23 protein-coding genes, 1 tRNA gene and 2 pseudogenes are annotated in these 26,846 nt (G+C 68.3%); 11 read left to right on the top strand and 15 right to left on the bottom strand.

What is annotated here, in order from left to right; all coding sequences use genetic code 11:
- On the bottom strand, nucleotides 1-1,425 hold the full coding sequence (locus ACTIGN_RS11015; protein ID WP_439623731.1) for a putative sulfate exporter family transporter: 1,425 nt from the start codon (nucleotides 1,423-1,425) through the stop codon (nucleotides 1-3).
- A gap of 340 nt (nucleotides 1,426-1,765) precedes the next feature.
- On the opposite strand from ACTIGN_RS11015, the gene ACTIGN_RS11010 reads away from it, so the two are divergent.
- A complete protein-coding gene (locus ACTIGN_RS11010) occupies nucleotides 1,766-3,778 on the top strand; it encodes a PSD1 and planctomycete cytochrome C domain-containing protein (RefSeq protein WP_439623729.1) in 2,013 nt (670 codons plus the stop codon).
- Here ACTIGN_RS11010 and ACTIGN_RS11005 read toward each other — a convergent pair.
- Complete coding sequence (locus tag ACTIGN_RS11005; RefSeq protein WP_439623727.1) at nucleotides 3,775-4,836, bottom strand: DUF1559 family PulG-like putative transporter; 1,062 nt, start codon at nucleotides 4,834-4,836, stop codon at nucleotides 3,775-3,777. The genes ACTIGN_RS11010 and ACTIGN_RS11005 overlap by 4 nt on opposite strands.
- Nucleotides 4,837-5,847: 1,011 nt before the next feature.
- Between ACTIGN_RS11005 and tnpB the strand changes: the two are divergent.
- A pseudogene (gene tnpB / locus ACTIGN_RS11000) lies at nucleotides 5,848-5,997 on the top strand (IS66 family insertion sequence element accessory protein TnpB); the annotation flags it as partial.
- A 256-nt stretch (nucleotides 5,998-6,253) separates the two neighbouring features.
- Here tnpB and ACTIGN_RS10995 read toward each other — a convergent pair.
- The 3 genes from ACTIGN_RS10995 to ACTIGN_RS10985 all read right to left on the bottom strand — a co-directional run bounded on the left by ACTIGN_RS10995 (nucleotide 6,254) and on the right by ACTIGN_RS10985 (nucleotide 7,456).
- The gene (locus ACTIGN_RS10995; RefSeq protein WP_439623760.1) at nucleotides 6,254-6,619 is read right to left on the bottom strand and encodes a hypothetical protein; all 366 of its coding nucleotides are present in this window, start codon (nucleotides 6,617-6,619) and stop codon (nucleotides 6,254-6,256) included.
- A gap of 139 nt (nucleotides 6,620-6,758) precedes the next feature.
- Entirely contained in the window at nucleotides 6,759-7,142 is a 384-nt protein-coding gene (locus ACTIGN_RS10990) for an SET domain-containing protein (RefSeq protein ID WP_439623725.1), read from the bottom strand.
- Between the two features lie 243 nt (nucleotides 7,143-7,385).
- Nucleotides 7,386-7,456: transfer RNA gene (locus ACTIGN_RS10985), tRNA-Gln, on the bottom strand.
- A 502-nt stretch (nucleotides 7,457-7,958) separates the two neighbouring features.
- Here ACTIGN_RS10985 and ACTIGN_RS10980 point away from each other — a divergent pair.
- Nucleotides 7,959-9,317 carry a DUF1501 domain-containing protein gene (locus ACTIGN_RS10980; protein ID WP_439623723.1) on the top strand — a complete coding sequence of 453 codons (1,359 nt, stop codon included), beginning with the start codon at nucleotides 7,959-7,961 and terminating at the stop codon, nucleotides 9,315-9,317.
- Between the two features lie 161 nt (nucleotides 9,318-9,478).
- The gene (locus ACTIGN_RS10975; protein ID WP_439623721.1) at nucleotides 9,479-10,459 is read left to right on the top strand and encodes a peroxiredoxin family protein; all 981 of its coding nucleotides are present in this window, start codon (nucleotides 9,479-9,481) and stop codon (nucleotides 10,457-10,459) included.
- Nucleotides 10,460-10,585: 126 nt separating this feature from the next.
- On the opposite strand, the gene ACTIGN_RS10970 is transcribed toward ACTIGN_RS10975, so the two are convergent.
- The 5 genes and pseudogenes from ACTIGN_RS10970 to ACTIGN_RS10950 all read right to left on the bottom strand — a co-directional run bounded on the left by ACTIGN_RS10970 (nucleotide 10,586) and on the right by ACTIGN_RS10950 (nucleotide 15,077).
- Nucleotides 10,586-11,104 carry an opioid growth factor receptor-related protein gene (locus ACTIGN_RS10970; protein ID WP_439623719.1) on the bottom strand — a complete coding sequence of 173 codons (519 nt, stop codon included), beginning with the start codon at nucleotides 11,102-11,104 and terminating at the stop codon, nucleotides 10,586-10,588.
- 86 nt (nucleotides 11,105-11,190) lie between these two features.
- Nucleotides 11,191-11,994, bottom strand: a pseudogene (gene ypfJ / locus ACTIGN_RS10965) (KPN_02809 family neutral zinc metallopeptidase); the annotation flags it as partial.
- A gap of 104 nt (nucleotides 11,995-12,098) precedes the next feature.
- Nucleotides 12,099-12,479, bottom strand: coding sequence for a DUF2237 family protein (locus ACTIGN_RS10960; protein ID WP_439623717.1), 381 nt, complete (start codon nucleotides 12,477-12,479; stop codon nucleotides 12,099-12,101).
- A 59-nt stretch (nucleotides 12,480-12,538) separates the two neighbouring features.
- On the bottom strand, nucleotides 12,539-13,366 hold the full coding sequence (locus ACTIGN_RS10955) for a hypothetical protein (RefSeq protein WP_439623715.1): 828 nt from the start codon (nucleotides 13,364-13,366) through the stop codon (nucleotides 12,539-12,541).
- Between the two features lie 706 nt (nucleotides 13,367-14,072).
- Nucleotides 14,073-15,077: a malate dehydrogenase gene (locus ACTIGN_RS10950; protein ID WP_439623713.1), complete on the bottom strand. Its 1,005-nt coding sequence runs from the start codon at nucleotides 15,075-15,077 to the stop codon at nucleotides 14,073-14,075.
- A gap of 132 nt (nucleotides 15,078-15,209) precedes the next feature.
- On the opposite strand from ACTIGN_RS10950, the gene ACTIGN_RS10945 reads away from it, so the two are divergent.
- The 4 genes from ACTIGN_RS10945 to ACTIGN_RS10930 all read left to right on the top strand — a co-directional run bounded on the left by ACTIGN_RS10945 (nucleotide 15,210) and on the right by ACTIGN_RS10930 (nucleotide 17,424).
- A complete protein-coding gene (locus ACTIGN_RS10945) occupies nucleotides 15,210-16,001 on the top strand; it encodes a DUF6655 family protein (protein WP_439623711.1) in 792 nt (263 codons plus the stop codon).
- Nucleotides 16,002-16,197: 196 nt separating this feature from the next.
- Complete coding sequence (locus tag ACTIGN_RS10940; RefSeq protein ID WP_439623709.1) at nucleotides 16,198-16,389, top strand: hypothetical protein; 192 nt, start codon at nucleotides 16,198-16,200, stop codon at nucleotides 16,387-16,389.
- 159 nt (nucleotides 16,390-16,548) lie between these two features.
- Nucleotides 16,549-16,725 carry a hypothetical protein gene (locus ACTIGN_RS10935; protein WP_439623707.1) on the top strand — a complete coding sequence of 59 codons (177 nt, stop codon included), beginning with the start codon at nucleotides 16,549-16,551 and terminating at the stop codon, nucleotides 16,723-16,725.
- Nucleotides 16,726-17,424: an RsmE family RNA methyltransferase gene (locus ACTIGN_RS10930; RefSeq protein ID WP_439623705.1), complete on the top strand. Its 699-nt coding sequence runs from the start codon at nucleotides 16,726-16,728 to the stop codon at nucleotides 17,422-17,424.
- On the opposite strand, the gene ACTIGN_RS10925 is transcribed toward ACTIGN_RS10930, so the two are convergent.
- The 5 genes from ACTIGN_RS10925 to gap form a co-directional block, all read right to left on the bottom strand.
- Nucleotides 17,418-18,311 carry a serine/threonine protein kinase gene (locus tag ACTIGN_RS10925; protein ID WP_439623703.1) on the bottom strand — a complete coding sequence of 298 codons (894 nt, stop codon included), beginning with the start codon at nucleotides 18,309-18,311 and terminating at the stop codon, nucleotides 17,418-17,420. The two genes, ACTIGN_RS10930 and ACTIGN_RS10925, sit on opposite strands and share 7 nt — an antisense overlap.
- A gap of 106 nt (nucleotides 18,312-18,417) precedes the next feature.
- The gene (gene accD, locus ACTIGN_RS10920) at nucleotides 18,418-19,239 is read right to left on the bottom strand and encodes an acetyl-CoA carboxylase, carboxyltransferase subunit beta (protein ID WP_439623701.1); all 822 of its coding nucleotides are present in this window, start codon (nucleotides 19,237-19,239) and stop codon (nucleotides 18,418-18,420) included.
- A 107-nt stretch (nucleotides 19,240-19,346) separates the two neighbouring features.
- Nucleotides 19,347-20,555 carry a phosphoglycerate kinase gene (locus ACTIGN_RS10915; RefSeq protein WP_439623699.1) on the bottom strand — a complete coding sequence of 403 codons (1,209 nt, stop codon included), beginning with the start codon at nucleotides 20,553-20,555 and terminating at the stop codon, nucleotides 19,347-19,349.
- A 143-nt stretch (nucleotides 20,556-20,698) separates the two neighbouring features.
- Nucleotides 20,699-21,655 carry a DUF1559 family PulG-like putative transporter gene (locus tag ACTIGN_RS10910; RefSeq protein ID WP_439623697.1) on the bottom strand — a complete coding sequence of 319 codons (957 nt, stop codon included), beginning with the start codon at nucleotides 21,653-21,655 and terminating at the stop codon, nucleotides 20,699-20,701.
- A gap of 107 nt (nucleotides 21,656-21,762) precedes the next feature.
- A complete protein-coding gene (gene gap / locus ACTIGN_RS10905) occupies nucleotides 21,763-22,857 on the bottom strand; it encodes a type I glyceraldehyde-3-phosphate dehydrogenase (RefSeq protein ID WP_439623695.1) in 1,095 nt (364 codons plus the stop codon).
- 536 nt (nucleotides 22,858-23,393) lie between these two features.
- Between gap and ACTIGN_RS10900 the strand changes: the two genes are divergently transcribed.
- From ACTIGN_RS10900 to ACTIGN_RS10890, 3 genes are read left to right on the top strand one after another with little or no spacing between them, the layout of a single operon-like run.
- Nucleotides 23,394-24,557 (top strand): FAD-binding oxidoreductase, encoded by a 1,164-nt coding sequence (locus tag ACTIGN_RS10900; protein ID WP_439623693.1) that lies wholly within the window; start codon nucleotides 23,394-23,396, stop codon nucleotides 24,555-24,557.
- Between the two features lie 56 nt (nucleotides 24,558-24,613).
- Entirely contained in the window at nucleotides 24,614-26,071 is a 1,458-nt protein-coding gene (locus ACTIGN_RS10895) for a (Fe-S)-binding protein (RefSeq protein WP_439623691.1), read from the top strand.
- Entirely contained in the window at nucleotides 26,068-26,826 is a 759-nt protein-coding gene (locus ACTIGN_RS10890) for a glycerophosphodiester phosphodiesterase (protein WP_439623689.1), read from the top strand. Before ACTIGN_RS10895 ends, ACTIGN_RS10890 begins: the two co-directional genes overlap by 4 nt.
- Nucleotides 26,827-26,846 lie beyond the last annotated feature (20 nt).

The following is a 26,846-nucleotide window of genomic DNA, read 5'->3' as shown; positions in this document are numbered from 1 at the left end:
CTACCCCTTCCCGGAGACCGGGCTGACGCCGTGAAAGAACAGCCACGAGATGCCGAGCCCGACCCAGATCACGAAGCCGAACAGGCACACGACGTACACGAGCGCCAGCCTGCCGAGCCCCTCCGCCCAGAGCCGGCGGAAGTTCGCCGCGAGGCCGATCGAGAAGAACGTGAGCACGAAGAACAACCGCCGGAACACGTCCGCATGCTCGGAGCCGACCTTCATTGGCGCGACCGACGCCGGGCTCGCCAGGCCGATCGCGAAGCACACGCCGAACGTCAGGACGTAGCCGAACACGAACTTCGGGAACCGCTCCCAGATGTCCCGCCAGGGCACCGTCGCGCCGGGCCTTCGGTCGATCACCTTCGTCCAGATGACCGCGAGGATCACCGCCCAGACGCCGATGAACAGGTCGATGAACACCTTCACCGTCGTCGTGGTCAGGATCATTGCTTCGCGGCTCGCCGCGCCCTCGCTGCCGGGGAAGAACAGCCCGGCCGTCAGGGTCCCGGTCGAGATCGCGGCCCCGTCCGTCTTCACGGCCAGCCCCATCCACGCGGCGGCGACCATCGGCTCGTTCGCGAGCAGCGCCCGCGCCAGTTGCGGCAGGATCAGCATCTCGATGACCGAGAAGATCACCACCAGCGACGACACCATCACGGGCACGACCGGCCGCGCGCGGATGGCCGCGCCGGTGGTGATGGCCGCGGAAACGCCGCAGATCGAGATGCCGGACGCGAGCGGGGCCGCCCACTCCCGGCTGAAGCCGAAGAACTTCCGGGCGACGAGGTAGACGAACGCCCAGTAGACGAGGTACGCCTCGATGATCGCGGCGAGGCCGCGGAAGAGGATCGCCTGCGTCTTGCTGCTCTCGTCCGCCGCCTTCGCGCCGAGGCTCGCGCCGATGATGATGATCGCCGCCTTGATGTACAGTTCCGACCGCCCCGCGTCCTTCAGCCACGCCCCGAACGCCGGCAAGAAGTTGGCGATGACGAGCCCGCCGAGGAGCGCAAAGAGGTAGCCCGCCTCGTTGGTCAGCCCGAGCGACCACTCGACGCCCTTCGGCAACTTGTCCGGCGTCGCCGCGACGTAGGCGTAGTGCCCGCCGACCCAGCACCCGAACGCCAGGGCGAACAGTACGGTGAAGCGCACCGCGAACTTCCCGGGCGACGCCCCGATGAAGGCCATTCCCGCACAGAGGACCGCGAGCAAAAATCCGAACGTCGCCGCGACCGACCCCGGTCCGGTTATCGCGGCGTAGCCCTTGGATGCGGGTGCGACGGCCAGCGCGGGATCGACCCAAATCTTGACGGACGCCGCCCACCCGAGGAGGTCGTACCCCGCGACCCCGGGCAAACTGAGGGCAAGAACGCCGAGCCCGAGCAGGACGGCAAGTGTGTCTTCGGTGCGGATCCAGGATTTCATGAGGTGACACTACCCCGCCCCCTCCGGTGTGGCAACTCGGCACGACCTCACTTTGTCAGGAAGGAAAGTTGCCAAACTCCACTAAATCGACCATATTAGTGACGGCTCTGCTCCGACCGCAGTCGGAGCAGAGCTACAAGCGGTTTGGCGGCCCGCGGGTCAGCGATTTCGCGGTCGACAAACACCAGGGCGCTTGTTCAGACGCATTTCCACTTTCTCCTCATTTGCTCGCCCTCGGCTTCCCACGGGGAATCGGTGGGTGGGTCCCTCTCCGCGCTGACGTCGTGGCCGGCCAATCCGCGTGGCACGGTCGATCCTCCATGCATTTGAGGAATGTGACATGTGGTTCCCTCGGTTACGACTGCTCGCCGCAGCCGTGGTTTTTTGGGCCGCGCCCGACCCGGCCCGCGCCGCCGATCCGAACCCGCCCCCAACCAAGGAACAGGTCGTGTTCTTCGAGAAGAAGATCCGCCCGGTCCTCGTCAAGAACTGCTTCGAGTGCCACTCCGGCAGCACTCAAGCACCCGGGGGGCTGCGGCTCGATACGCCCGAAGGGATCCGGATCGGTGGCACCCGGGGCGCGCTGATCGACAGCAAGAGCCCCGAGGCGAGTCTCCTGTTGAAGGCGCTGCGGCCCGAAGGGGGGTTCCGACCCGGGAGGGGCGCTCGCCAGATGCCGCCGGCCGGACCGCTCACAGACGACGAGATCGCGGACATCGCCGCGTGGGTCAAGATGGGGGCACCGGACCCCCGCGTGACTCCCCCGGTTAAAGTCCCCGGGAAGAAGATCGACTTCGCGAAGGCCCGGGCCGAAGGGTGGGCCTACCAGCCCGTCAAGGAGCCGGCGGTCCCCGATGCCGGGAAGGGGTGGGCCTGGTCGCCGGTCGACAACTTCGTCGCGGCGACGCAGGCGAAGACCGGGACGAAGCCGGTCGCCGACGCGGACCCGCTCGTGTGGCTCCGGCGCGTGAGTCTCGACCTCGTTGGCCTGCCGCCGAGTCTCGAGCACATCGCCGCCCTGAAGGGGGACGCGTCCCGGGCGGCCCGCGAGAAGATCGTCGACGAACTCCTCGCCTCGAAGGCCTTCGGCGAGCGCTGGGGCCGCCACTGGCTGGACATCGCCCGGTACGCGGAAAGCACGGGCAAGGAGCGGAACTTCATCTACCCGCAGGCGTGGCGGTACCGCGACTGGGTCATCGACGCGTTCAACGCGGACAAGCCGTACAACCGGTTCCTGGCCGAGCAGATCGCGGGCGACCTGCTCCCCGCGGAGACGCCGGCCGAGCGGGACGCGAACACCGTCGCCACCGGGTTCCTCGCCCTCGGGCCGAAGGGCATCAACGACCGCAACCGCGTGTCGTTCCTGATGGAGATCGCGAACGAGCAGATCGAGAACATCGGGCGCGGCGTGCTCGCGCTCTCGGTCGGCTGCGCCCGGTGCCACGAGCACAAGTTCGACCCTATCGCGATGTCGGACTACTACGCGCTGGCGGGCATCTTCCGCAGCACCGACACGCGGGCCGGCGTTCAGAACCGGCAGTTCCAGGCGGGCCGCGCGGAGCTCCTGGTGCCGCTCTCGAACGCGAAGGCCGCGGCGGCCGATCCGAAACTTGAAGCCGAGATCGCGGCCGCGCTGAAGGACGTCGCGGCGACGCGGGAGGCGCTCGCCAAGCTCCGCGGCGTTCCGGCGGGCGGCCCCCCGGGGGCCCCGGTCCCGGCCGCGAACCCGGCGGTTCCGGAAACGCCCGAGGTGGTCGCCGCTCAGGAGGCGTTCACCAGGGCGAACACTCACCTCGCGAACCTCCGGGCGAAGGAGGCCCTGCCGCAGGTGTTCACCCACGCCGTCGCGCTCGCCGACCGTGAGGACCCCAGCGACACGCCCCTGCGGCACCGCGGCGAAGTGGACCAACTCGGCCCGGTCGTCCCCCGCGGGTTCCCGAAGGTGATCGCCGTCGCGGACCCGCCGGTCTTCGACACCAAGGAGAGCGGCCGCCGGCAACTCGCCGACTGGCTCACGCGGCCGGACCACCCGCTCACGTCGCGGGTGTTCGTGAACCGCGTCTGGTCGAAGCTGTTCGGGGCCGGGATCGTCCCCACCCTCGACGACTTCGGCGACCAGGGCCAGCGGCCCACGCACCCGGAACTGCTGGACTTCCTCTCGTCCCGGTTCGTCGCACAGGGGTGGTCCGTCAAGAAGACGGTCCGCGAACTGGTCCTGAGCCGGACGTACCAACTGGGCAGCGGGGCCGACGCCGCCAACACCGCGAAGGACGAGACGAACGTGTCGCTGTGGCGGTTCACCCGCCGCCGGCTCGACGCCGAGGTGAACCTCCTGAGTTGTGACTCGGCTTAGTTCTCGCTCGGGATGTCCCCGGCGGATTTTGTCACGAACGACACGAAGGCTTCCGCGGTGATGCTGTCTCGGAGGAACCGAACGGACCCGTCCCCGAACAGGACGTTTGCTCCACCGGTGTGGAACGAGTAAGCCTCTTGTGAGTTGGTGCCGTTAATCATGGTGGTGCCGAAGTACGTGTTCGCGGCCTTGTTCCAGCCACCGACGATGATCTGGTTGCGGGGTTGACCCCAACCGGCGCCCGAAACGTAACCGTTGAGTTGCGTGTTCCCGCCGTAACTGCTCTTGTCGGGTAGCCCGCCGGTCGTCGACGCAGGGGTCGGGAACGGCTGCTTCACGGTGCCGATGAACAGGTCCGGTCTGCCCGCGTCTTCCACCACGGCGATCGTGTTCGAGAGCCCGTCCGTGACGCTCGCGATGCGGGTGGTCGGGTCCGGCGGGAACCACACGTTCTTAAACAGCCCGGTCGTGTCGCCCCGCGGCGCGACGATCTGCGGGACGGCGTTGTTCAGATTCGGGTGGATGCCGCTCAGCGGGGCGTAGTCGCCGCACGAGACGGGAACGGCGAGTGGCACGCCGGAGCTGTTCGTGTCGTCCTTCCGCGGGTTGCGGGCGGACGGGCACTGGTAGGTTTTGATGTCTTTCGCACTCAGGTTCGCGTTCACGCCGCTCGTCCAGTGCGTGTGGAAGTCATAGTTCGCGGCGATCGTCCCCTGCTCGATCTCGGGCAGGATGAACGCCCACATCGAGTGTCTGACGCTCCCCGTGGTGGTGGGGGCTCCGGTCGCGTCCAACGTGTACCACCCTGGCGGGATCGGGGGCGCAGGCGGGTTGGCGGGGTCGGACCGCCACACGGCCGCCGGCGGGAACTGACCGCGGCTGCTCTCGTAGTTGTGGAGCGCTAGCCCAATCTGCTTCAAATTGTTCTGGCACGTCGCTCGTGCCGCAGCTTCGCGAAATTTTTGTACGGCCGGCAGAAGGAGGCCAATAAGAACTGCAATGATCGCGATGACCACTAGCAGTTCAATCAAAGTGAATCCACGACGTTGAATTTGCATAGTTCACCCCAAATGAGTACAACGTGTCCGCCCGTACGCGCAGGTCGGAACGATACCAGCGATGCAATCGCTGGTACGGCCGGAGGGTAAGTGTGCTTGCCGCCCCGAAAGGCCTTGGAATTGGAGAGAGAAGCCGGCTTTCCCAGGACAGTCCCGGCGCCCGTCGCCGCGAAGTTCACCCAACCTGTTGTCGCCGAACTCAACCGTCGGAGGAGATTCAAGAGTCGGTGTCGACTACGCCACTATAATGATCGGGTTTGTGCAGTATGTCAACGACGGGAAACGGTCATTCGCCTGTGCGAGGGCTGACTCTGTCACGTTACAAGTAGAGTTGGAAGATCCGGCGAAGCAATTCTAATTGCGTAAAGCACTTAGCGTCCTGCCCGAGCAGATGGCCCCTACCACCTTGGGATTCTGCATGCCTTCGGGGGAAGGCCGCCGGCGCGATGGACCACTTCGGAAGCCGTCGGGCGAGGCACCGTACAATCGTCCGGTGAAGGCCAGGTCTTGCGTGTTGACGTACGATGGGGCATTTCCCCGGCCAACCCGCCGTGCCGCGGCCCCACCTGCGTGATCCCAAGCTCGAACGGTTCTGGCGTACGACGCTCGCGGCAGCGGTCGCCTCGGGTCTGAACGTCCGCGACTTCTGCCGCGAGCCCCGACTCACCGAGCCGTCCTTCGACGCGCGGCGGAGGGAGATCGCGGCTCGTGACGGCGCACCGACGGCCGCACGCACTCACTCCCCCCCGCGCCAGCCACTTCGCCCCGTCGTAGCTCGACACGCGCCCGCGTCGCACCGTGTTGGGGTCGGCTCGGGTTCCGCGCCCGAACTTGTTGACTCTGTGTGTCGTACCCAACACCCCGTTGGAACAGGTGCTCCGGTCCGGGCACGTCCTCCGGGGCCCGGCGGGGTACGACGCGGCGCACCTGCGTGCCGTGGTCGCCGCCCTCGATACCGCGTCGTGCTGAACTGGGCACTGCCCGGGCGGGTGTTCGTCTACGCCCACGGACATGCGCAAGAGCTTCGGTGGGCTCTCGGCCCTCGTCCGCGCCCACCTCCGGCGGGACCCGCTCGCCGCCGCCCTGTTCGTGTTCGGCAACCGTCGCGGGGACCGACTCAAGTTCCTGGACCGGGACGAGCACGGCCTTAATTTGGGGTCTGTGGATCTGGAAGTCGCGGGTTCGAATCCCGTCAGTCACCCCTTCAACACCTCCCAGCCCGATCCGGGGCGGGTAATTCTGCCCGACCCCTCCGGGTCGAGCCTACTTCCCTCGACTCCAACACCCAAAACTTGCAACGCGGGCGTGGAAAGCCCCGCACCGAACCCGTTGCGAACGGCCGGACGGCGCGAGCAGATCGAAGCGCGCGAAGAGACCGCCGGAGTTAATCCGGCGGTCGCTTGTCGTCGCACGGGGATTAGCGGAAGCGACGGCCGCCCGAGTAGCGGTTGCCGTAGCCGCGGTTTCCGTAGCCGTAACCGCGATTCCCGTAGTTGCTGTACGAGCGGTAGCCGTAGTTGCTGTACCCGCCGTAACCGTAGTTGTTGTACCCGCCGTAGTAGCCGGGCGAGTAGCCGTAGTTGTTCCCGCCCAAGACGGAATTCAAGCCGAGTTGAAGCAGACCGCCGTTGCCGATCGACAGACCCGTGCCGTAGCCGTACTGCGAGTACCCGCCATAGTACGCCGGGTAACCCCCGCCCACAATGACCTGTGCACTGGCGACCGACGGGGCGGCAACCGCGAGTGCGGCGGCGGCAGCCGCCGTGAAGATGAACTGACGCATGCGTGTCTCCTCTTGGGGCGACGTCCGCTGGCGTCAGAAAGTTATGCACTTCGTGTGCCGAAGCCGATGACCCAGAACTGGTCAGCACTTGCGAATCGCGGCACGTCGAATCAGCCGAACACTGAAGGCGCGCGACGGGCTACTCCACAGGAGCGCGGAACGCGGCGTAGTCCTCCTCGGTCCACTCGTAGTCGATGACGATCTGCTCGCCTGCTGCGATGTCGCGACTGGCCCGAAAGACGATGTCGTCCCTCGCGGTCCGCGGGGAGAAGCGCGCGTTGGGCGTCGGGGAGTGGTTGTACAGCGACCCGTACCCCAGTGCGACGGCCAGGGCCTCGCCGCCCGGTCCCCACTTGAAGACGTAGTGATCCAGTACCCCGAGGCTCCCGACGGGGGCCGAAGGCATGCGGATGACCGGGCACACCTCGATGACTTCGCCCTTGCGGAACGCGCGCCCGGCGAACACGCCCCGGCCCATGCCCCGGGCCTTGCGGACGATCAGGTCTGGTTGCGTTGCGTTCATGGGCCTCGCACTCTCCGGGTGCAGGGCAACATCGATGCGTGCGGGCGGCCGACTTGAGGTGGATTCACCGATCCGGTCCCGGTGCAGCACCCGTCGGCTGCCAAGACCCGCGTGACCCGTTCGCTCCTTCGTTTCGCTCGACCACGGGGGAGCGGCGGGGTAGCCGGGTGTGGGGCGTGAGTGTGGCCCGTGCGGCAAACGAAGAAGCCTCACAAGTCCTTGCACTTGTGAGGCTTCCGGCAGTTACCCCGCTAGGATTCGAACCTAGACAAACAGAATCAGAATCTGTTGTGCTACCGTTACACTACGGGGTAGGCGATCAACTCGACACTGGAAGGATAACAACCGCCTCGGGGCGTGACAAGTGCTCCTAATCGAGAGGCGTCCGGCGTCAGAGCCGTCGGTCGCGACTCGCTCGGCCGAGGATCGCGCTGGCCCCGGGAGAGTACGGTCGAGTGCCACGCGGTTCGGAATTGGAGCGGAACGGTGCGTACCAGTTCGGGTTGGATTCCCGTCGGCGGCGCAACCCGGCGCGGTTTCTGGACTTTTTTCGTGCGGGATCGGGAACTCCCGGTTACGGTGTGCGTCAGAAGAAGTGTCGAGGGCCAAGCGAACTCGCCGAAGCAAGCCACAACCAACTGCACCGGCCCGGCTTGAAACGCAAGCCTCCAGCTCAGCGAACACGGATTTCAGTCGCGAATCACGAAGTCGGTTGTCGGTTGACGGAGCTTGAAGAACGCCGAAACCGTCGAACTGGTTCTTTCCCGCCTGCCGCCGTGCCTGACCGCACGCCGGCGAAACCTCGGAGCGCATCACATGTTCGGGACCACCGATCGTCGGCACTTTCTGCAGCACGCCGCGGCCAGCACCGCGGTCACCCTCCCCGGCCTGAACTTCCTCGCGAAGGTCCGCGCCGCGGCCCCGGAGATGAAGAAGAAGCAAAAGAGCCTGATCATCCTGTGGATGGCCGGCGGCCCCCCGACGATCGACCTGTGGGACCTGAAGCCCGAGAGCCAGAACGGCGGCCCGCACAAGCCGAAGCCGACCGCCGCCAGCGGCGTCGAGATCAGCGAGCACCTGCCGCTGGTCGCCAAGCAGTTCAAGAACCTGTCGATCATCCGCTCGCTGAACTCGCGGGAAGGTGACCACGACCGCGGCACCCGGATGATGAACACCGGCCGCGCCCCGAACCCGCTGCTCGACTTCCCGTCGATCGGCTCGGTCCTGGCCTACTACCAGGCCATGGACATCGAGGCGATGAAGAACGCCGACCTGCCGGCCTCGATCTCCGTGGGCGGCCCCCGCGGCGGCGCCGGCTTCCTCGGCATGAAGTACGCCCCGTTCAACGTCCAGAACCCGGGCACCCCGCCGGAAAACATCGCCGCCCCCGCCGGGATCGACGAGGGCCGCATGGCCCGCCGCGCCGCCCTGTTCAACCGCGTCGAGGGCAGCTTCAGCACCGGCATGCCGATCGACAGCAAGACCGGCAAGCCGATGGTCCTGGACGCCGCCCAGGCCCACAAGGAAGTCTACGAGAAGGCCCTGAACCTCGTCGTCTCCACCCGCAAGGACGTGTTCAGCCTCGACAAGGAGATCGACGGCAAGCCGATCGACCCGAAGCTGAAGGAAGAGTACGGCAACGACCAGTTCGGCCGGTCGGCCCTCCTCGCCCGTAAGCTGGTCGAGGCCGGCACCGCCGCCGTCCAGATCACCCTCGGCGGGTGGGACCTCCACGCCAACACCCACCAGACCCTCGCCACCCAGCGGCTCCCGGTGCTCGACAAGGCCATGGGCACCCTGGTCAAGGACCTGGAACAGCGCGGCAAGCTGAAGGACACCGTCATCGTGTGGATGGGCGACTTCGGGCGCACCCCCCGCATCAACCAGAACGCCGGCCGCGACCACTGGAGCCGGTGCTGGTCGGTCGTGCTCGGCGGCGGCAACATCAAGGGCGGCGTCGCCTACGGGGCCACCGACAAGGACGGCACCAGCGTCTCCGAGAACGAGACCAGCGTGCTCGAACTGTTCGGCACCCTCTACAAGGGCCTCGGCATCGACCCGACCCCCGAGACCAACGCCAGCGTCCGCGACAACCTCGGCCGCCCGTACTACGTCGCCGGCGACAAGCCGAACGAGAAGACCGGCAAGCTCTGGATCCCGGCCCTCGTCAGCTGAATGGGCTAACTTGATCGAACCGAGCCGGCCCACCCGCTACAACGGGTGGGCCGGCTCGCGTTGCGGGGGCAGCGGCCCGCCACATTTCGCCCGGTGGTCCTCGCCCGAGTAGAATGTCCCCGCCCCCGGCCCGACGGGCCCCAACGTCAAAGAGGTGAACTGTGACGCCCTTTCCGCTGCGGTACCTCGTGTCGTTCAGCGCCACGCTCCTCCTCTCGCTGTGCGCCGGCGCCCAGGACACCGCCCCCGACTTCCCACTCGGGCGCTTCGCCGACGGCAAGAGCTACCAACTGAGCGACTACCGCGGCAAGGTCGTGGTGCTGTACTTCTACGAGAGCCAGTGCCCACGGTGCAAGGGGGCCGTTCCCGAGCGGAACGAGGTGGTGAAGGCGTTCGAGGGGAAGCCCGTCAAGTTCATCGCGGTCGGGGCCGGCGACACGCTGGACGCGGTGACCGGGTACGGCCGCGAGACCGGGCTGAAGATGCCGATCTTCGCCGACAGCCTGGGCCTCATGGAGGCGCGCTACGGTCAGAAGATCTCGCTGGAGAACATCTGGCAGTTCCGCGTGATCGGCCCGGACGGGGCCATCGTGGGCAACACGATGGACAAGGCCACAATCGAGAAAGCGCTGGAAAAGGCCGCCTGGAAGTACGACCCTAAGGACTACGACCCCAAGCTCAAAGCGGCTCTCGACGCATTCGAGTGGAACCAGTGGGACGCGGGGATGAAGCTGCTCGCGCCCCTCCGCCGCAGCCCGGTCAAGCCGGTGGCCGAGTCCGCCAACAAGCTTTACGACGCACTCAAGGCCGAGGCCGACGCCTGGAAAACCGAGGCCGAGAAGGCCGTCGAGACCGACCCGGTGGCGGCCTACGACCTCTACACCAAGGTCACCACGCACTTCCCCACCGAGGCGAACTTCAAAGGCGCGCAGGAAGCGAAGCAGAAGCTCGCCGTCAACAAGGCGGTGGTGGCCGAGTTGAACGCGCGCCGGGCGTACGCCCCGATCGGGACCGCTGTCGCCGCCGCGACGGCCGCACAAAAGGCACAGGTGCTCCAACAGCTCCGGACGTTCACGAAGAAGCACAGCGGCACGCCAACGGGGGACAAGGTGTCCGCCCTCGTCAAGGAGTTGGAAAAGTAGGCCCGGTCACCCGCGGCGGAACGATGTTGGAACGACCGATCCCTGGCCCCTTCAACGCGAAAGAGCCCACCCGACCTCGGGTGGGCTCTCGGCCTTCCGGCACGCGGCGTCAGCCGCAACCCGGCGTCACGCCTTCGCCGCGGCGCGCCAGTGGCGGAGCGTGTCGTCGCCGATGCCGAACCGGCGAGCGGCAACGCCCTCCAGGAACTCCAGCAGGTGCGTGGCGTCGTCGCGCCGGCCGAGGAGTCGCAGGCACGTCAGTACACGGGTGATCCGCAGCCAGTTGTGGTTCGGGTGCGCCCAGACGCCCAGGTTCGGCGACTCGGCGAAGCAGAACGCCCCCGACGGGTCGCGCTCGACGCCGGCGAACCGGAGCCACCGCGCGAACGCCGCTTCCAGGTTCGCGCTCAGCAGCGGGTCGGTGGGCCAGAGGGAAGTGATCGCGGGGGTGAGGACCGGCGCGCCCGGGTTGTACGCGCTCGGTTTGTCGTTGGGGAACACCCACTGGATGAAGTCGTGGACCTGCTCCCAGGTATCGTCGGACCAGTCGAGGACCGCCTGGAAGCTGTGGCCGCGGAGGTTGTGGGCCTCGCCGCGGTAGAAGGCGAGGAACTCCTCGTCCGTGGGCTTCGCGTGGGTTAACATGAGGGTCACCGGAAGAGGGCCGAGTCGAGTTCGGCGGAGTGCGCGTCGAACGCGACGGTGAAGAACTCGTCGAGCTTGGCCTTGGACGCGTTCCCGGTGCGCATCCCGGCCGAGAACGACGCGAGGCGCTGGTCGGCGGTGCCGTGGTTGAAGCTCTCGGGCCACGCCTTGCGCCCCATCTTCTGCATGATGCGGTCGTCGCCGATCGCGCGGGCCGTCTTGAGCGCGTCGTCCACGTCGCCGGGGCGGATGAAGTTGAACTGCTTCTGCCCGTGGTACGCCCACACGCCGGCGAGGTAGTCGGCCTGCAACTCCAGGCGGATCGAGTACTCGTTCTCCTGCCGCGTCTTCCGCTTCGAATCGACGCGGGCCGAGTACCCGAGCAGGTTCTGGACGTGGTGCCCGTTCTCGTGCGCGATGACGTACGCCTGCGAGAACTCGCCCTTCGAGCCGCCGAGCTTCTGGACCAGTTCGTTGAAGAACGAGGGGTCGAGGTAAATGGTTTTGTCGGCCGGGCAGTAGAACGGGCCGACGTCGGACGGGGCGAACCCGCACCCGCCGGTGTTGACGCCCGAGGAGAACAGCACGAGCTTGGCGTTCTGGTACCGCTGGTTGCCGTACCCGTTCGACGGCTTGCCGAACTCGTCACGCCACACGGTCTCGATGGTGCCGAGCACCTTGGACACGAACGGCTTGTAGTTGTCGCTGGGCGGGGGGCCGTCCTGCGTGCCACCGCCGCCGGTGACGCCGAGCTTGTTAAGGTCTACGCCGAAGATCAGGCCGATGATGACGATCAGCAGCCCGCCGCCGCCCGCGATCGCGCCGCCCGTCGCCCGCATCCCCCGCCGGTCCTCGACGTTGCCGCTCTCGGGTGCGCCGCTCAGGTCCATGTGGTGACTCCAGACAGGTGCGGGCCGGACGGTCGCGCCGGTGCCCGCGTGGTCGGAACGTAGCGATTTTGGTGCCGGGAACGCAGGGCGCCAAACGGGAACGGTCACGCACCGGGCTTGAGGGCCACGGCGTGCCGCTGGAGGTCTTCGAGGTCCACGAATTCGAGGGCGTGGATGTGCGTGGCCTCGAGCACGACGGGGCACGCCGTGCCGGCCTCGAGCGACTCCTTCCACCGGGTGATGCACACGCACCACCGGTCCCCGGGCCTGAGCCCGGGGAACCCGTACATGGGGAACGGGGTCGACAGGTCGTTGCCGATCTCCCGCTGGTGGGCGAGGAACTCGGCCGTGACCTGGCAGCAGATGGTGTGAAGCCCCTCGTCGTCGGGCCCGGTGTCGCAGCACCCGTTCCGGTAGAACCCGGTGAGCGGGTTCGTGGAGCAGGTTTGCAGCGGGCCGCCGAGGACGTTCTTCGCGTTGGGCATGGTGGTCTCCGGGACGCATCGGTTCCCAGGAGCCGTTTTACGCACGAGCGGCCGGCAAGTCACGCCGCCCGGGACCGGGATTCGCGCCGCACCGCGTCCTCGGCGAACACCTCGGTCGCCACCGACCCGCGGCCGAGGCGGATCCCCTTCGACACGAGCATGCGCCGGCGGAGCTGCCGGAACGGCACCGCGACGAGTCGGTGCATCTGGAGCCACGCGGGGATTTCCGGCTTGGCCGCGTCCCCGGCGCACCCGGCCGTGCGGAAGGCGTGCTTGTCGAGGTGGTAGCGGTCGCCGGCGCACAGCGCGTCGAACACGCGATCGACGCCGGGAATCCAGCGGACGCGGGGGTGGGTCGCGTCGAAGCAGATCTGGAAGTCCACGAGGTACGGGCGGCCGTCGCGGCCGACGATCACGTTCTCCCGCTTGTGGAGGTCGACGTATGCGATCCCGCGGTCGTGCATCGCGCGCAGCGTCGCGCGGAGCACCGGGAAGAAGTGCGGGCCGACGACCTCGTCGCTGGCGAGCGGGTGCCCCGGGATGTACTTCCGGGCGACCGCGTTGCGGTGCAACTTCCCGCCGGCGTACACCGGCCCGAGCGGCTTGGGGATCGCGTCGAGGTCCGCGAGGCGGGTGAGCGCCCGGTGCTCGCGCGCCGCGAGCCGGCGGCCGAGCCACTGCGTCGAGACGCCGAGGATCGGCTGCGTGCGGTTGAACTTGCACACGATCTGCCCGACCGGACCCGAGTACAACGCGGTCGCGGCCCACGAGTCGTGCTTGTAGATCTCGGTCCTGGTGAACACGCCGCCGTCGACTGCGACTTCGGCGGGCGGGTCGTTGGCACCGAGGGCCCGGAACAGCGGGGGACGCGGGCGCGCAGCGGTCATCGCCGACTCCGGTTCGTGTCGCAGGGATTCCACATCCTGCATCGACTACCGGGGCTGGCGAACTCGCGAAATTACGGCGAAGTGTGTCGGTTCCCGCGGGCGGGAGAAGCGGCGGGTTCTGAGCGTTCGGGTCGCGGGTTTCCGTGGCGGCTCGAACGCCCGAGTGCTCTCGTGCCAAGTTCGATCGACTCGTGGGCGTTCTGTCGCCGGCCTCTGTGAGGCCGGGCCTCGGAGCCTTCCCCAAGCACCGGCATCACAGAGGCCGGCGACAGGAGCACAGCACCCAACGGACGACCGGACAGAACCCTTGGGAGGGCCGGCTTTCGTCCACCGGCCCTGACTCGGGGCGGATGACCCGCACGGAGCGTCGAACTCCCACGTCGGTGGGGTCTGCGACGGAGGAGTTGAGGTCCGAACTATCGCCTGAAAAGAACGATTCGTGCGGAGAGTGGGCCTCGCTTGCGAGGCTCTCCCCCCCGTTCGCGAGGAGTTGGTCTCGTTCGCGAGGAGTTGACCGTCTGTGCGAGGAGTCGGCGTCGATTGCGGAGACCCCTCCCCCAACTCGCCGCACAGAGCTTCACGCCCCACCTCAACGGCCCGCCGGTCGGAGACGCGGGCTCGGGACGCGCGGGCAGAGGTGTGTGGCACACGGTGGGTGCCACATCCATGTGGTGCCGGGGCTCTCTCCGGGAATCCGAAGTTGAGATCAGCTCGGGAGCAGATCCTTCACGACCTCCTGCTCCTTCAGCAGTTCGTCGAGCGTGGCCTTGAACTTGGACTGGCCGAAGGCGTCGAGCTTGAGCCCCTCGACGACCTTCCAGTTGCCGTCGCCGCTCGTCGTGCAGGGGTAGCCGAACACCAGCCCGGCCGGCACGCCGTACTCGCCCTTCGACACGACCGCGGCGCTCGTCCAGTCGCCCGCCGGGGTGCCCGTCACGAGGCTCTTGACGTGGTCGATGGCCCCGTTCGCGGCCGAGAACGACGACGACACCTTCGTTGTGTCGATGATGAACTTGCCGCGGTCCTGGTTGGCCGGCACGAACGTGCTCTCCAGCCACGTGCGGTCGGTGATCACGTCGGTGACCGGCTTCCCGTTGATCTTCGCGTTGGTGAAGTCCGGGAACTGCGTGTTCGAGTGGTTGCCCCAGATGGTCATGCAGGTGACCGCGGCGTTGGGCACGCCGGCCTTCAGCGCGATGGCCGAGACGGCCCGGTTGTGGTCGAGCCGGGTCATGGCGTGCCACCGCTCGGCCGGCACCTCGCGGCCGTTCCGCTGGGCGATGAGACAGTTCGTGTTGCACGGATTGCCGACGACCAGGACGCGGACGTCGCTGGCGGCCTTCGCGGCGATGGCCTTGCCCTGGCTCACGAACCCGGGGCCGTTCTTGCGGATCAGGTCGCTCCGCTGCTCGCCCGGCCCCCGCGGGGCCGCGCCGACCAGGACCGCCCAGTTCGCCCCGTCGAACGCCTTGTTCGCGTCGTCGGTGATGATGACGTCCTTGAGCGTCGAGAACCCGCAGTCCTGCAACTCGTACATCGCCCCTTCGAGGTTCTTCATCGCGGCCGGCGCGACCGACGCGGGGAGTTCGAGGAGTTGCAGAACCACCTGGGTGTTCGGGCCGAACACCTCGCCCGACGCGAGCCGGACGATGAGGCTGCTGCTGACGCGACCGGCCGCCCCGGTCACCGCGACGCGAACGACTTTCGACATGAGACGCCCCGTAGTTGGAGAGCTGTTGAGTGGTGCAGGTAGCCTAGCGACGCGCCCCCGCGGCGGCGAACTTCGGCTTGCTGCGGGCCGCTGACCAGATATAAGCCACGCCCCCATTCAACGGACCACGCGATGACCCGACTGCGACCGAGGCAGTTCAGTGCCGCACTGGCGTTCGTCCCGTTCCTCGCCGCCGGGTGCGGGACGACGCGGATGACCGACACCCCACGGTCCGCGACCGAGATGCTCCTCGTGTCGCAGGCCGCGGACCGGGCCGTGGCCCAGATCGACTTCTCGGCGCTCGTCGGCAAGACGGTGTTCCTGGACGCGACCAGCATCTCGGAGAAGGAACTCGACAAGGGCTACCTCGTGAGCCTCGTTCGGCAGCAACTCCTCGCGACGGGCGCGCTCATTCAGGACGAGAAGCCGCGGGCCGAGTACGTCGTGGACCTCCGCACCGGCGGGCTCGGCACCGACCGCCGGTCCACGCTCGTGGGCACCCCCGCGGTGCAGCTCCCGAGCGTGCTGCCGGGGATGCCGACGAGCATCCCCGAGATCGCCCTGCTCAAGAAGAACGACCAGCGCGGGATCGCGAAGGTCGGCGTGTTCGCCTACAACCGCATCACCGGCCGGGCGCTGTGGCAGTCCGGGACCGTCGAGGCCGAGAGCCGCGTGAACGACACCTGGGTGTTCGGGGCCGGCCCGTTCACCCGGGGGACGATCCACAAGCAAACGGAACTGGCCGGCGAGCCGCTGCCGTCGGTCCCGCTCCTGAACGACGTGAAGCCGGCCTCGGCGCAGAACCCGCTCGGCGAGCAGTACTTCCCCAACTCGCAGGCCCCGGCCCCGGCGCCGGTGGTCCCCGGGGCGCTCCTGGGCGTGACGGGTGCGGCGGCCGTGGGGGACCGTCCGGTCGCACGGTAGCGTCGGATTATTCCGCGCGGGTTCCGGTCGCGCTCCGAGTATCAGGAGAGAAGGCCGCATCTCGCCGCGTCCCCAGCCCGATACGTGTGGGGTGGCGGCAAAGCCACCCGGCCCGAGACAATTCCGGGCCGCGCACTCTCCAGGGCGGGTTTGTTCCACAGTTCAGCGTCCCCTCGGGGACTCGGGAGAGGATCACATGCAACCGACATCTCCTCTGGCGGCGAGCGGCGCACCGAACCTCGAAGTGCTCCGCAGCAAGGGCTGGTCCGTGGGCAGTTTCACCGGCGACTACTGCGTCGCCTGGCGCGGCCGCGACGAGGTGATCCTCGAATGGCGGGCCGGCGGGTGGCACCAGGTCGGCGGCCGCGGATCGGTCGGCGACCTGTGACCGGAGCCCCGGCCGCTGCCGCGCGGACCGCCGCGTCACCCGTTCCCCCAACCCGCCGCTCGATCCGACATTCCCGGGACGGTGGTTGACCCGGCGGGGGCGCTCGGGTTAGGGTAACTGTTGCCCATCCGCGTCGCCCCAACACCCAGGGTCCACACCATGCGCTCCGAACCCCGCGAACCGGCGGCCGCAGAGTCGTACCCCACGTTCTGGGTCAGTGACGCGGCCCCCGCCCCGGTCCTCGTGCCCGCGGTCCTGCCCGAGGAGGCGTACGCCGCCTTCGTGGACTGCACCGAGGACGAGTTCCCCGCGGACGCGGTCCCGAGCACCGCTTGAATGGCCGACCGCTTCTACACCCCGGACCTCCTCGCTCCCGGCGAGTACACCCTCACCGGGAGCGAGGCGCACCATCTCGCGTCGGTCCGGCGGTTCGTCGCCGGCGACCGGGTCACCCTCTTCAACGGCGACGGCAACGACTACCCCGCGGTCGTCCTCGGCACCGGCAAGAAGTCGGTCTCGCTGACCGTACTCGGCGTCGAACCGGCCGACCGCGAACTCCCCTTCCCCCTCGTCGTTGCGTCCGCACTTCCGAAGGGCGACCGTGCCGACTTCCTGATCGAGAAGCTCACCGAACTCGGCGTCACCCGGTTCGTGCCGCTCGTCGCCGCGCGATCGGTGGTCCAGCCGAAAGAGGCCGCGGTCGAGAAGTTCACACGGGCCGCGATCGAGGCGAGCAAGCAGTGCGGCCGCAACCGCATCATGAGTGTGGACTCGCCCCGAACCTGGGCGGCGTTCCTGAAGCTCCCGGACCTGCCCGAGCGGCGGTTCGTGCTGCACACGGCCGCGGGCGCGACCGGTCGGCTGGTTCCCGGCGCGTGCGTTGTGGCGGTCGGCCCCGAGGGGGGGTTCGCACCCGAGGAAGTGGACGCGGCCGGTGCGGCGGGGTGGCTGGCGGCGAGCCTGGGGCCGCGGGTGCTGCGCGTCGAAACCGCGGCCCTTGCGGCCGCCGCGCTCGTCGCCGGAGCGGGTCAGTAGTCCTGGTTCTCGACCTTGGCGAGTGCGGTCTTGAAGGCGTTGGCCGACGGGTACCGGTCGACGGGCTCGCGGGCGATCGACTTGAGCAGCACCGCGGCGAGGTCGTCGCCGATCCCCTTCTTCAGTTCACGCGGGTCGCGGGGCGGCGTGTTGAGCCGTCGGCGGAACGTCTCCTCGCTCGACGGGGACCGCTCCCACGGCAACTGGCCCGTGAAGACCTCGTAGGCCGTGACGCCGGCGGCGAACAGGTCCACCCGGTGGTCGGTCGTCTTCCGCTTGATGATCTCGGGGGCGAGGATGTCGGCCGTGCCCGTGCGGTTCCCGCCCACGGTGAACGCGGGGGTGTACGGCACGCACAGGCCCAGGTCGATGATCTTCACGACGCCGTCGGTGGTCACCATCACGTTGCGGGTGCACAGGTCGCGGTGCAGCCACTTGTTGTCGTGCATGTATTGGAGCGCGTCGCACATCTGGGCCGTGTAATTCATGCGGTTGCCGTTGAGCTGGGCGCTCTTGGTCTCCACGAGGTAGTTGAGCCCGCTGCCCTCGACCCACTCCAGGATCACGTACGGGTCGCCCTTGGTCGTGGTGCCGAACTCGAACGTGCGGACGATGTTGTCGTGCCGCAGCGCCAGGGAGATCTCCCCCTCGCTGGGCTTCTTGAGCCCCTTGAACCGCTCCTCGAACTTCTTGGTCTTCTCCCTGTCGAGGAGCTTGAGGCACACGTTGCGGCCCAGGTCCCGGTCGTACGCGCGGTACACCTTGGACATGCTCCCCTGGCCGGTCCGGCCGCTCAACTCGAACCGCTTTTCGACGTTGACCCGGGTCGGGTTGGCCCCGGACTTGGGGGACTTGGTGCCGCCGAAGAGGAAGTCGAACAGGCCCACGGCTCACCCAACTGTTGATTGAGGGGGTAACGAGCGGGACGCCCCGGCCGCTCGTCGCGTCCGTGAATTGTACCGCGAACCGCGGCGGGGTGTGAGCCCCCGCGGGTCAGGACCTGATCTGGCAGTAGTCGATGATGCGGGCGACCTCGGTCCGCAGGTCGCGGCGGTGGACGATCCGGTCCACGAACCCGTGCTGGAGCAGGAACTCGCTGGTCTGGAACCCCTCGGGGAGTTCGAGGCGGATCGTGTTCTTGATGGTCCGGCGGCCGGCGAAGCCGATCATCGCGCCGGGCTCGGCCAGGGTCAGGTCGCCCTGGAGGGCCCAGCTCGCGGCGACGCCGCCCATCGTCGGGTTCGTCAGGATGCACACGTAGAGCCCGCCGATCGCGTCGTACCGGGCCAGGGCGGCCGAGACCTTCCACATCTGCATGAGGGACAGGATGCCCTCTTGCATCCGGGCGCCGCCCCCGGACCCGCTGACGAAGATGAGCGGCAGCTTCAGTTCCGTGGCCCGCTCGGCGGCCCGGGTGAGCTTCTCGCCGACCACCGACCCCATGCTCCCGGCCATGAACGCGAAGTCGGTGATCCCCAGCACGACGCCGCGGCCCCGGATGAACCCCTTGCCGGTCACGGCCGCGTCGAGCATCCCGGTCTTCTGCTGCTCCTCGACGAGCCGCTGGTGGTACGGGATGCGGTCCACGAACCCGAGCGGGTCGCACGGCCGCAGGTCCGCGTCCCACTCCTCGAACGTGCCCTCGTCGAGGATCTGAGCGATCCGGTCCTTCGCGGGCATGGTGAAGTGGTAGTCGCACTCCGGGCACACGTGGTGCCGGGCCTCGACCTCCTTCTTGTAGACCGTGGCCTTGCAGTTGGGGCACCGGATCCACAGCCCCTCGGGCACCCCGCGGCGGCCCCGTTCTGTCGTCATTGCGTCACCCGAGGGTGGGGTCCGGTGCTCGGTCGTCGGTAGGAATGACATACGCTTCGTCCCGGTGCGATCGGTATCGGAACCCGGCGGCCCGTCGGTCAGACCCGTCACGCCCGGTCGTCGATCTGGGCCAGGCTCTGGAACTTCTGGCCCTCGACGTAGGCGAGGAACGCGCCGCCGCCGGTCGAGACGTGGCTGATCTTCTCGTCGAACCCGAACTGCTCGACGGCCTGAGCGGTCTCGCCGCCGCCGACGACCGTGGTCGCGGGGCTCGCGGCCATCGCCTCGGCGATCCCCTTCGTGCCGCCGGAGAACGCCGGCTGCTCGAACCAGCCGACCGGCCCGTTCCAGATGACCGTGCCCGCCGTCTTCAAGAGGGCCGAGTACGCGGCGACGGTCCTCGGACCAATGTCCACGCCCTCGAAGCCGGCCGGGATCGTTCCCTCGCACACCTGCGTCTGAGTCAGGTCGTCGCTCTTCGCGGCCAGGGAGTCCACGGGGAGGGTGATCTTCTTGCCGACCTCGGCGAGAAGCGGCGTCGCGGCCGCCAACTCCTCGTCGGCCACCCGGGTGCCGCCGACGTCCCCGCCGCCGGCCTTCAGGAAGGTGTAGGTCATCTTCCCGCCAATGAGGAGCGTATCGACCTTCTGGAGCAGGACGCGGATAAACGCGATCTTGTCCGACACCTTGGCCCCGCCCATGATCGCGATCATGGGGCGCTTGGGGGCGGTGAGGAGCGTGTCGATGACCTCCAGTTCCTTGGCGACGAGTAGGCCAACGGCCCGCGGCTTGCCGGCGGCCTTCAGTGCCGCGGGGACGGCGACCATGCTCGCGTCCTTGTCGTTGTGGCACGTGCCGAAGGCGTCGTTGACGTAGGCGTCGCCGAGTGCGGCGACCGCGGCGGCGAACGCCGGGTCGTTCTTCTGCTCCCGCGGGTCGAACCGGAGGTTCTCCAGGAGGACCACGTCGCCCGGCTTCATCGCCGCGACGGCCGCGGTGACCGCCGGCCCGACCACCTCGTCGGCGGCCTTCGTGACGGGCCTGCCGAGGAGGGTGCCGAACGCCGCGGCCACCTGGTCCATTGTCAGGTTCTTGCGCTCGTCGGGCGTGGCCTTCTCGGGCCGGCCGAGGTGGCTCATGGCGATCACGCTCGCGCCCGCATCGAGGAGCTTGCGGATCGTCGGAAGTGCCCCGCGGATGCGGCGGTCGTTCTTCACCGCACCGGTCTTCTTGTCGAGCGGCACGTTGAAATCGACCCGGACGAGAACCCGCTTGCCGGCAAGGTTCCCCAGGTCGTCGATCGTCTTCTTCGGCATGGTTGCCCCGAGTAAGTCGCGGACGCTGTGCGACCGCCGAGCGGTTGCGTCCGTTGTACTCCACCCGGCGGGGCGCGGCGATATGGGGGGGAACAAAGAGGAGGCGGCAGAGGCCGCGCACCCGGGTCGGCGGCCCGATACTGTCAAAAGTCGCCCGGAATGTCGCCGCGGCTCGGCGTCAGGATCGGCCACCACACCGCGGACACGCTTACGGATTCGGAGATGCTGCGGACGCTCCCGTCCGCCAGGACCACGAGGATCACGCCGGTGTGCATCCCGGACGCCTTTCCGCAGTCCGCCGCCGCGGGACGGACCTGGAACATGGCGTCCGCCCCGACCCGGCCCGCCTGGGTGGTCGCCGCGACGTTGTTCGGGGAGACACTGATCGGGGCCCACTGAGAGGCCCCGTCGGCGGGGCCGACCGCGAACACCGCGGAGTAGGTGCCGTCCCAGCCGCCGTGCGCCCACAGGTTGTGACGGTTGGTCGTGGTCCCGAGGCCGTTTTGGGAGCACTGGGCGATCTTCTCGGCGAAGAGTACGGTGGCCGATGTGCCGTCTGCGAACCCGGAGGTGAAGCTCGAGCGGCCGATCCCGTTGGCGAGGAACGCGTTCCCCGCGGCCGGGTTGCCAAACACCTGAAAGTTCAACCCGTAACTGGTGGACGACCAATCGCCCTGGGCGGTGCCGCCCTGGTAGGTCGTGTCGGAGGGGCAGCCGAACACCGGCACGACCCCGGCCCGCCCCGTGCCGGTGGAGCGGTTCCCAGTGGTCAAGACAATCGGGTTGCCGAACGATTCGAACAGGGCGGCCTGCTCCAGGTAGGGCAGGAGCATCACGAAGGCCTGCTGCCGAACCGTTTGTGTCGAACTTGAGCCCGTGAACTGCTCGTAGTAGGCCGGGAGCCGGTTGTTCGCGTTCTCGAAGCCGTGGGCCGCGAGCCCGAGTTGCTTGAGTTGATTGGCGCACTTGATGCGTGCGGCCGCCTCGCGGACCTTCTGGACCGCGGGCAGCAGCAGGCCGATCAGGACCGCGATGATCGCGATCACGACGAGCAACTCGATCAGCGTGAACGCGCGACGGGGGCGGGCGGGGGCGGGCATGGTGGAAACTCCGGGTCTGGCGTGCGGCCGGTGCGACCGCGTGACGCCAGACGGTTCGGCCGGGGGGGCCGAAACCTAACACCGGAGGTTCGAGGGCCGGGAAAAAATCACGCCTTCGAGATCATGTACTTGAGCAGGTCCACGCAGCGGTTGCTGTAGCCCCACTCGTTGTCGTACCACGAGACGAGCTTGAAGAACTTGCCGTTCAGCTCGATGCCGCTGCCGGCGTCGAAGATGCTGCTGGCCGGGTCGTGGATAAAGTCGGTCGAGACCACCTCGTCGGCGGTGTACTTGAGGATCCCCTTCAGGTACGTCTCGCTCGCCCGCTTCATCGCGGCGCAGATGTCCTTGTAGCTCGTCTCCTTCGTCGTCTTCACGGTCAGGTCCACGACCGAGACGGTCGGGGTCGGCACGCGGAACGCCATGCCGGTCATCTTGCCCTTCACCTCGGGGCAGACGAGGGCCACGGCCTTCGCCGCGCCGGTGCCGCTGGGGATGATGTTGATGGCCGCGGACCGGCCGCCCTTCCAGTCCTTGGCGCTGGGGCCGTCAACGGTCTTCTGTGTCGCGGTGTAGCTGTGGACGGTCGTCATCAGGCCTTCGTCGATGCCGAAGCCCTCCTTCAGCAGCACGTGGACGACCGGGGCGAGGCAGTTGGTCGTGCAACTCGCGTTGCTGATGAGGTGGTGCTTGCCGCCGTCGTACTTCTCGTGGTTCACGCCCATCACAACGGTGATGTCTTCGTTCTTCGCCGGGGCCGAGATGATGACCTTCTTCGCGCCCGCGACGATGTGGCCGTAGGCGGTCTTGTTCGGGTCGATCTGGTCGGCGCCGGTGCCAACGTTCTTGTTGCACTCGGTGAACAGGCCCGTGCTCTCGATCACGTACTCGACGCCCAGCTCCTTCCACGGCAGCGCGGCCGGCCCCTGGCGGACGGCCAGGCACTTGATCTCGTGGCCGTTCACGACGAGCGTGTCGTCCTCCTTCGCCGACGCCGACGACTTCTTGCTAGTCACCTCGCCGTTGAACTTGCCCTGCGTCGAGTCGTACTTGACCAGGTACGCGAGGTTGTCGGCCGGGACGAGGTCGTTGACCGCGACGACGTCGAGTTCTTTGCCGAGGAGCCCCTGTTCGACCAGGGCCCGGAACACCAGCCGCCCGATCCGCCCGAACCCGTTGATCCCGACCTTTACGCCAGCCATCGGTCTCTCCGTTGCAGAAGTCACACGGGACTCACGACCACTGGGCCGTGGGAGCCGGTGCGCGTTCACCGGCTACGGTATGATTTCTGCCCCGGGATTCCAGACCGCGTGCCGGTCACCGGAGCCCAAGGGGTGTGCCACGGGGTTCCGGGGGCGTGCGACCTCCGCACGCTCCGGTCCGGTCGATCTCACCGCAAGAGCTGTGGGGCGGGGACAATGCGGCCCGCGGGCACTGCTCGCCGGACAGTCTGACACTATTTCTTCCGGGCGAATGGGATGGTTCCGGACTTCATAATGGTTCCGGACGTGGGGTGGGGGAGTCGCCCGGAACCATTTTTGTGCCCGCAACACCGCTCTGCTACGGCTCATCCTCAACAGCCCGGAATCCCGTGGCACGCCCGACCCCAAGGGTGAACTCCGGGGGACCCGATGGCACGGCACCTCGCTTCCCGTAGTCGCGTCTTGCGCGACCCGCCGCGTTCCCATACAACACACTCGTTACCCACGATCTACTCACCGGCTAGTACCGACCACCCGTGGACACCCTCTCCATCGACCAGTCCGAGCCGCTCCCCGTTCGGACGCCCGCGAGCGTCGCGGACCTGAGCGCCCTCGTGACGCAGGCCCGCGCCGCGAAGCACGGCGTGTACCCCGTCGGGGGCCGCACGACGCTCGACGTGGGCCTCCCGCCGATCAAGCCGGGCGTCGCCGTCGACACGACCGCGCTGAACCGTGTGATCGACTACCCGGCCCGCGATATGACGATCACCGTCCAGGCCGGGAGCACGGTGGCGGCGGTGCAAGCGGCGCTCGCGAAGGAGGGCCAGTGGCTCCCGGTCGACGTGCCCGCCCCGGAGCGGGCGACCGTCGGCGGGGCGGTGGCGGTCAACCAGAGCGGCCCGCGGCGGTACGGGTACGGCACGCTCCGCGACTACGTCATCGGCATCTCGTTCGTGACCGACGACGGGGCCGAGGTGAAGGCCGGCGGCCGCGTGGTGAAGAACGTCGCGGGCTACGACCTGATGAAGCTCCAGATCGGGGCACTCGGCACGCTCGGCGTCGTCACTCAGGTCACACTCAAGGTGAAGCCGAAGCCCGAGGCGTCGGCGGCGGTGGTGTTCGGGTGCGACGCCGCCGCGCTCGGCCCGGTACTGGACCTGCTGCACGACTCGAAGTCGCGGCCGGTGGCGGTCGAGGTGCTGAACGCGGCCGCGTGGCGGGCCGCGGGGGTCGCGCCCGCGGTCGCCGCCGAGTGGGTCGTCGCGGTCGGGTTCGAGGAGAAGGCCGCGACCGTCGCGTGGCAGCGCGAGACGGTCCTCGCGGAACTGAAGACCGCCGCGGTCGCGCAAGTAGCGGAAGTCGCCGACGCTGCCGGGCTGTGGGCAGCGATCACCGAGTTGCAACTCCGGAACGATTCCTTACACATCCGCAAGGCGACCGTGCTGCCGAGCAAGACCGCCGAGGCGCTTGTGAAGCTCCCCGAAGGTTTGGTTCACGCCCACGGACTCACCGGTGTTTTGTGGTATCACGGCGACGCCGCGGTGGCCGGCTCGGCCATCCGCCGGAGTCCGCCGCTGACGAAGAAGGCGGCCCCGGTGTGGGGGACCCCAACACCCGACTGGGAGCTGATGCGACACGTCAAGAAGACGCTCGACCCGGATAATGTGTTCAACCCCGGCCGCCTGTTCGGCGATCTCTGACACGGCCCCGCACGACCACGGGCAACCCTCGTTCAACACAACCCCGACCTCACGATATGGCCGCCACCACCCCCAAGCTCGCCGACTCGGAAGCGCAGCGGACGTCGCTGCCGGTCTACCCCGCGAACGTGGACGCGCCCGCCGCGACCGGAACGGCGCTCGCCGCCCCGCCGCACAACCACGGGTGCGGGTCGCACGGGCCGAACATCGACTACGAACTCGTGCTCGACTGCGTCCACTGCGGGCTCTGCACCGCGAGTTGCCCGACGTACGTCGAGACCGGCAACGAGGCCGACTCGCCCCGCGGCCGCATCTACCTCATGCGGCAGGTCATCGACGGTGCCCTGGAACTCGACACCGACGTCAAGCAGCACCTCGACCTGTGCCTGAACTGCCGGGCGTGCGAGACGGCGTGCCCCTCGGGCGTCCAGTACGGCAAGCTCATCGAGCCGTTCCGCGCGTTCATGAACGAGAAGGAGCCCGGCCGCCAGACCGAGTCGCTCAACGCCCTCCAGAAGTTCCTCCTGTTCAACGTTTTCCCCTACCGCTGGCGGAACCGCATCGCGCTCGCGCCGGCGCGACTGATGCAGTGGACCGGGCTCGACTGGCTCAGCGAGAAGTCCGGGCTCACGGGCCTCCTGCCGCGGTCGCTGCGGAACATGAAGAACATGCTCCCCGCGTTGAAGCCGCACTACGGGAGCCTGCCGGAGGTCCTCGAACCGATCGGCAAGCCGCGGGCGCGGGTCGCGCTGTTCCTCGGGTGCGTCGCCGACTCCCTCTACCCCGAAACGAACTACGCCACGGCGAAGGTGCTCCAGGCGAACGGGTGCGAGGTGTGGATCCCGCGGGCGCAGACGTGCTGCGGGGCGCTGCACTACCACGCCGCCGAAGAGGCCGAGGCCCGGACGTTCGCGGCCGCCAACTGTGAGGCGTTCGGGGCCACGGACCTCGAGCGGTTCAAGGGCGTGGACGCCATCATCTCGAACGCGGCCGGGTGCGGGTTCCAGCTCAAGGACTACTCGCACATGATGCACGACACGCCCGAGGCGGAAGCCGCGGCGCGGTTCCAGAGCAAGGTCCGCGACGTCAGCGAGTTCCTGATGGAACTCGGCCCGGTGAAGCCGAAGCACGAACTCCGCGTGCGTGCGACGTACCACGACGCCTGCCACCTGCGGCACGCCCAGCAGATCTTCAAGCAACCGCGGCAACTCCTGGAGATGATCCCCGGGCTGGAGCTGATCCCGCTGCCCGAGAGCGAGCTGTGCTGCGGCGCGGCCGGGAGCTACAACCTGACCCAGCCCGAGATGGCCGCACGGCTCGGCGACCGCAAGGTCGCGAACATCGCCTCGACCGCGGCCCGCGCCATGTTCACCGGGAACGTCGGGTGCCTGATGCAGATCACCCGGCACCTGAAGGCCGCGGGTCAGAACGTGTGGGCGGCCCACCCGGTCGATGCCCTGTGGGCCAGCTACAGCGGCGAGATGCCCGCGCAACTGACCGCGGCCGGCGTATGACGGCCCCGGCGCGCGTCGAGATCATCGGCCACCGCGGCGCGTCGTTAGACGCGCCCGAGAACACGCTCGCCAGCTTGCACCTCGCCTGGGCACAAGGGGCCGACGCCGTCGAGTTCGACGTGTGGCAGACCCGCGACGGCCACATTGTCCTGTTCCACGACGCGACTCTGGTCCGCACGGCCGGCGCTGAGGGCCGCGTCGCCGATCACACTCTGACCGAACTGCGCCTCCTCGACGTGGGTCGGTGGAAGTCGCCGGCGTTCGCCGGGGAGCGAATCGCAACGCTCGCCGAGGCGCTCGCCACCGTTCCCGCCGGTAAGCGCGCACTGATCGAGGTGAAGTGCGGCCCCGAGGTCGTGCCCGAGTTGGACCGCTTGCTGACCGCGAGCGGCCTTCCCCCGCAGCAAACGCCCGTAATCAGCTTCTCGGCGAACGTTGTCGCGGCGGTGAAGCAGCGGCGGCCGGACTTGCCCGCGTACTGGGTCGTCGACCTCGAAGAGCGGCCGCGGGCACCCGAGGAACTGCTCGCCGGCGCGAAGTCGGTCGCTGCGGACGGGTTGGACCTCTCGGCATCGCCCGAGGTGCTCGACGCGACGTTCGCGGGGAAGGTGCTCGCGGCCGGGTTGCGGCTGTGCGTGTGGACCGTGGACGGCGTCGAACTGGCGCAGCAGATGCTCGGGGCGGGCGTCGAGAGCCTTACGACCAACCGCCCGGGCTGGCTCCGGGGCCAGCTTGCGTGCGGAGCCTCGACCTAACCCCGTCCCGGTCGGGTCGA

It is taken from the genome of Gemmata sp., assembly GCF_051859125.1.
GTDB lineage: Bacteria > Planctomycetota > Planctomycetia > Gemmatales > Gemmataceae > Gemmata.
Note: the sequence above shows the minus strand (reverse complement) of the source record. Positions and strands in the feature narration are given on the sequence as shown.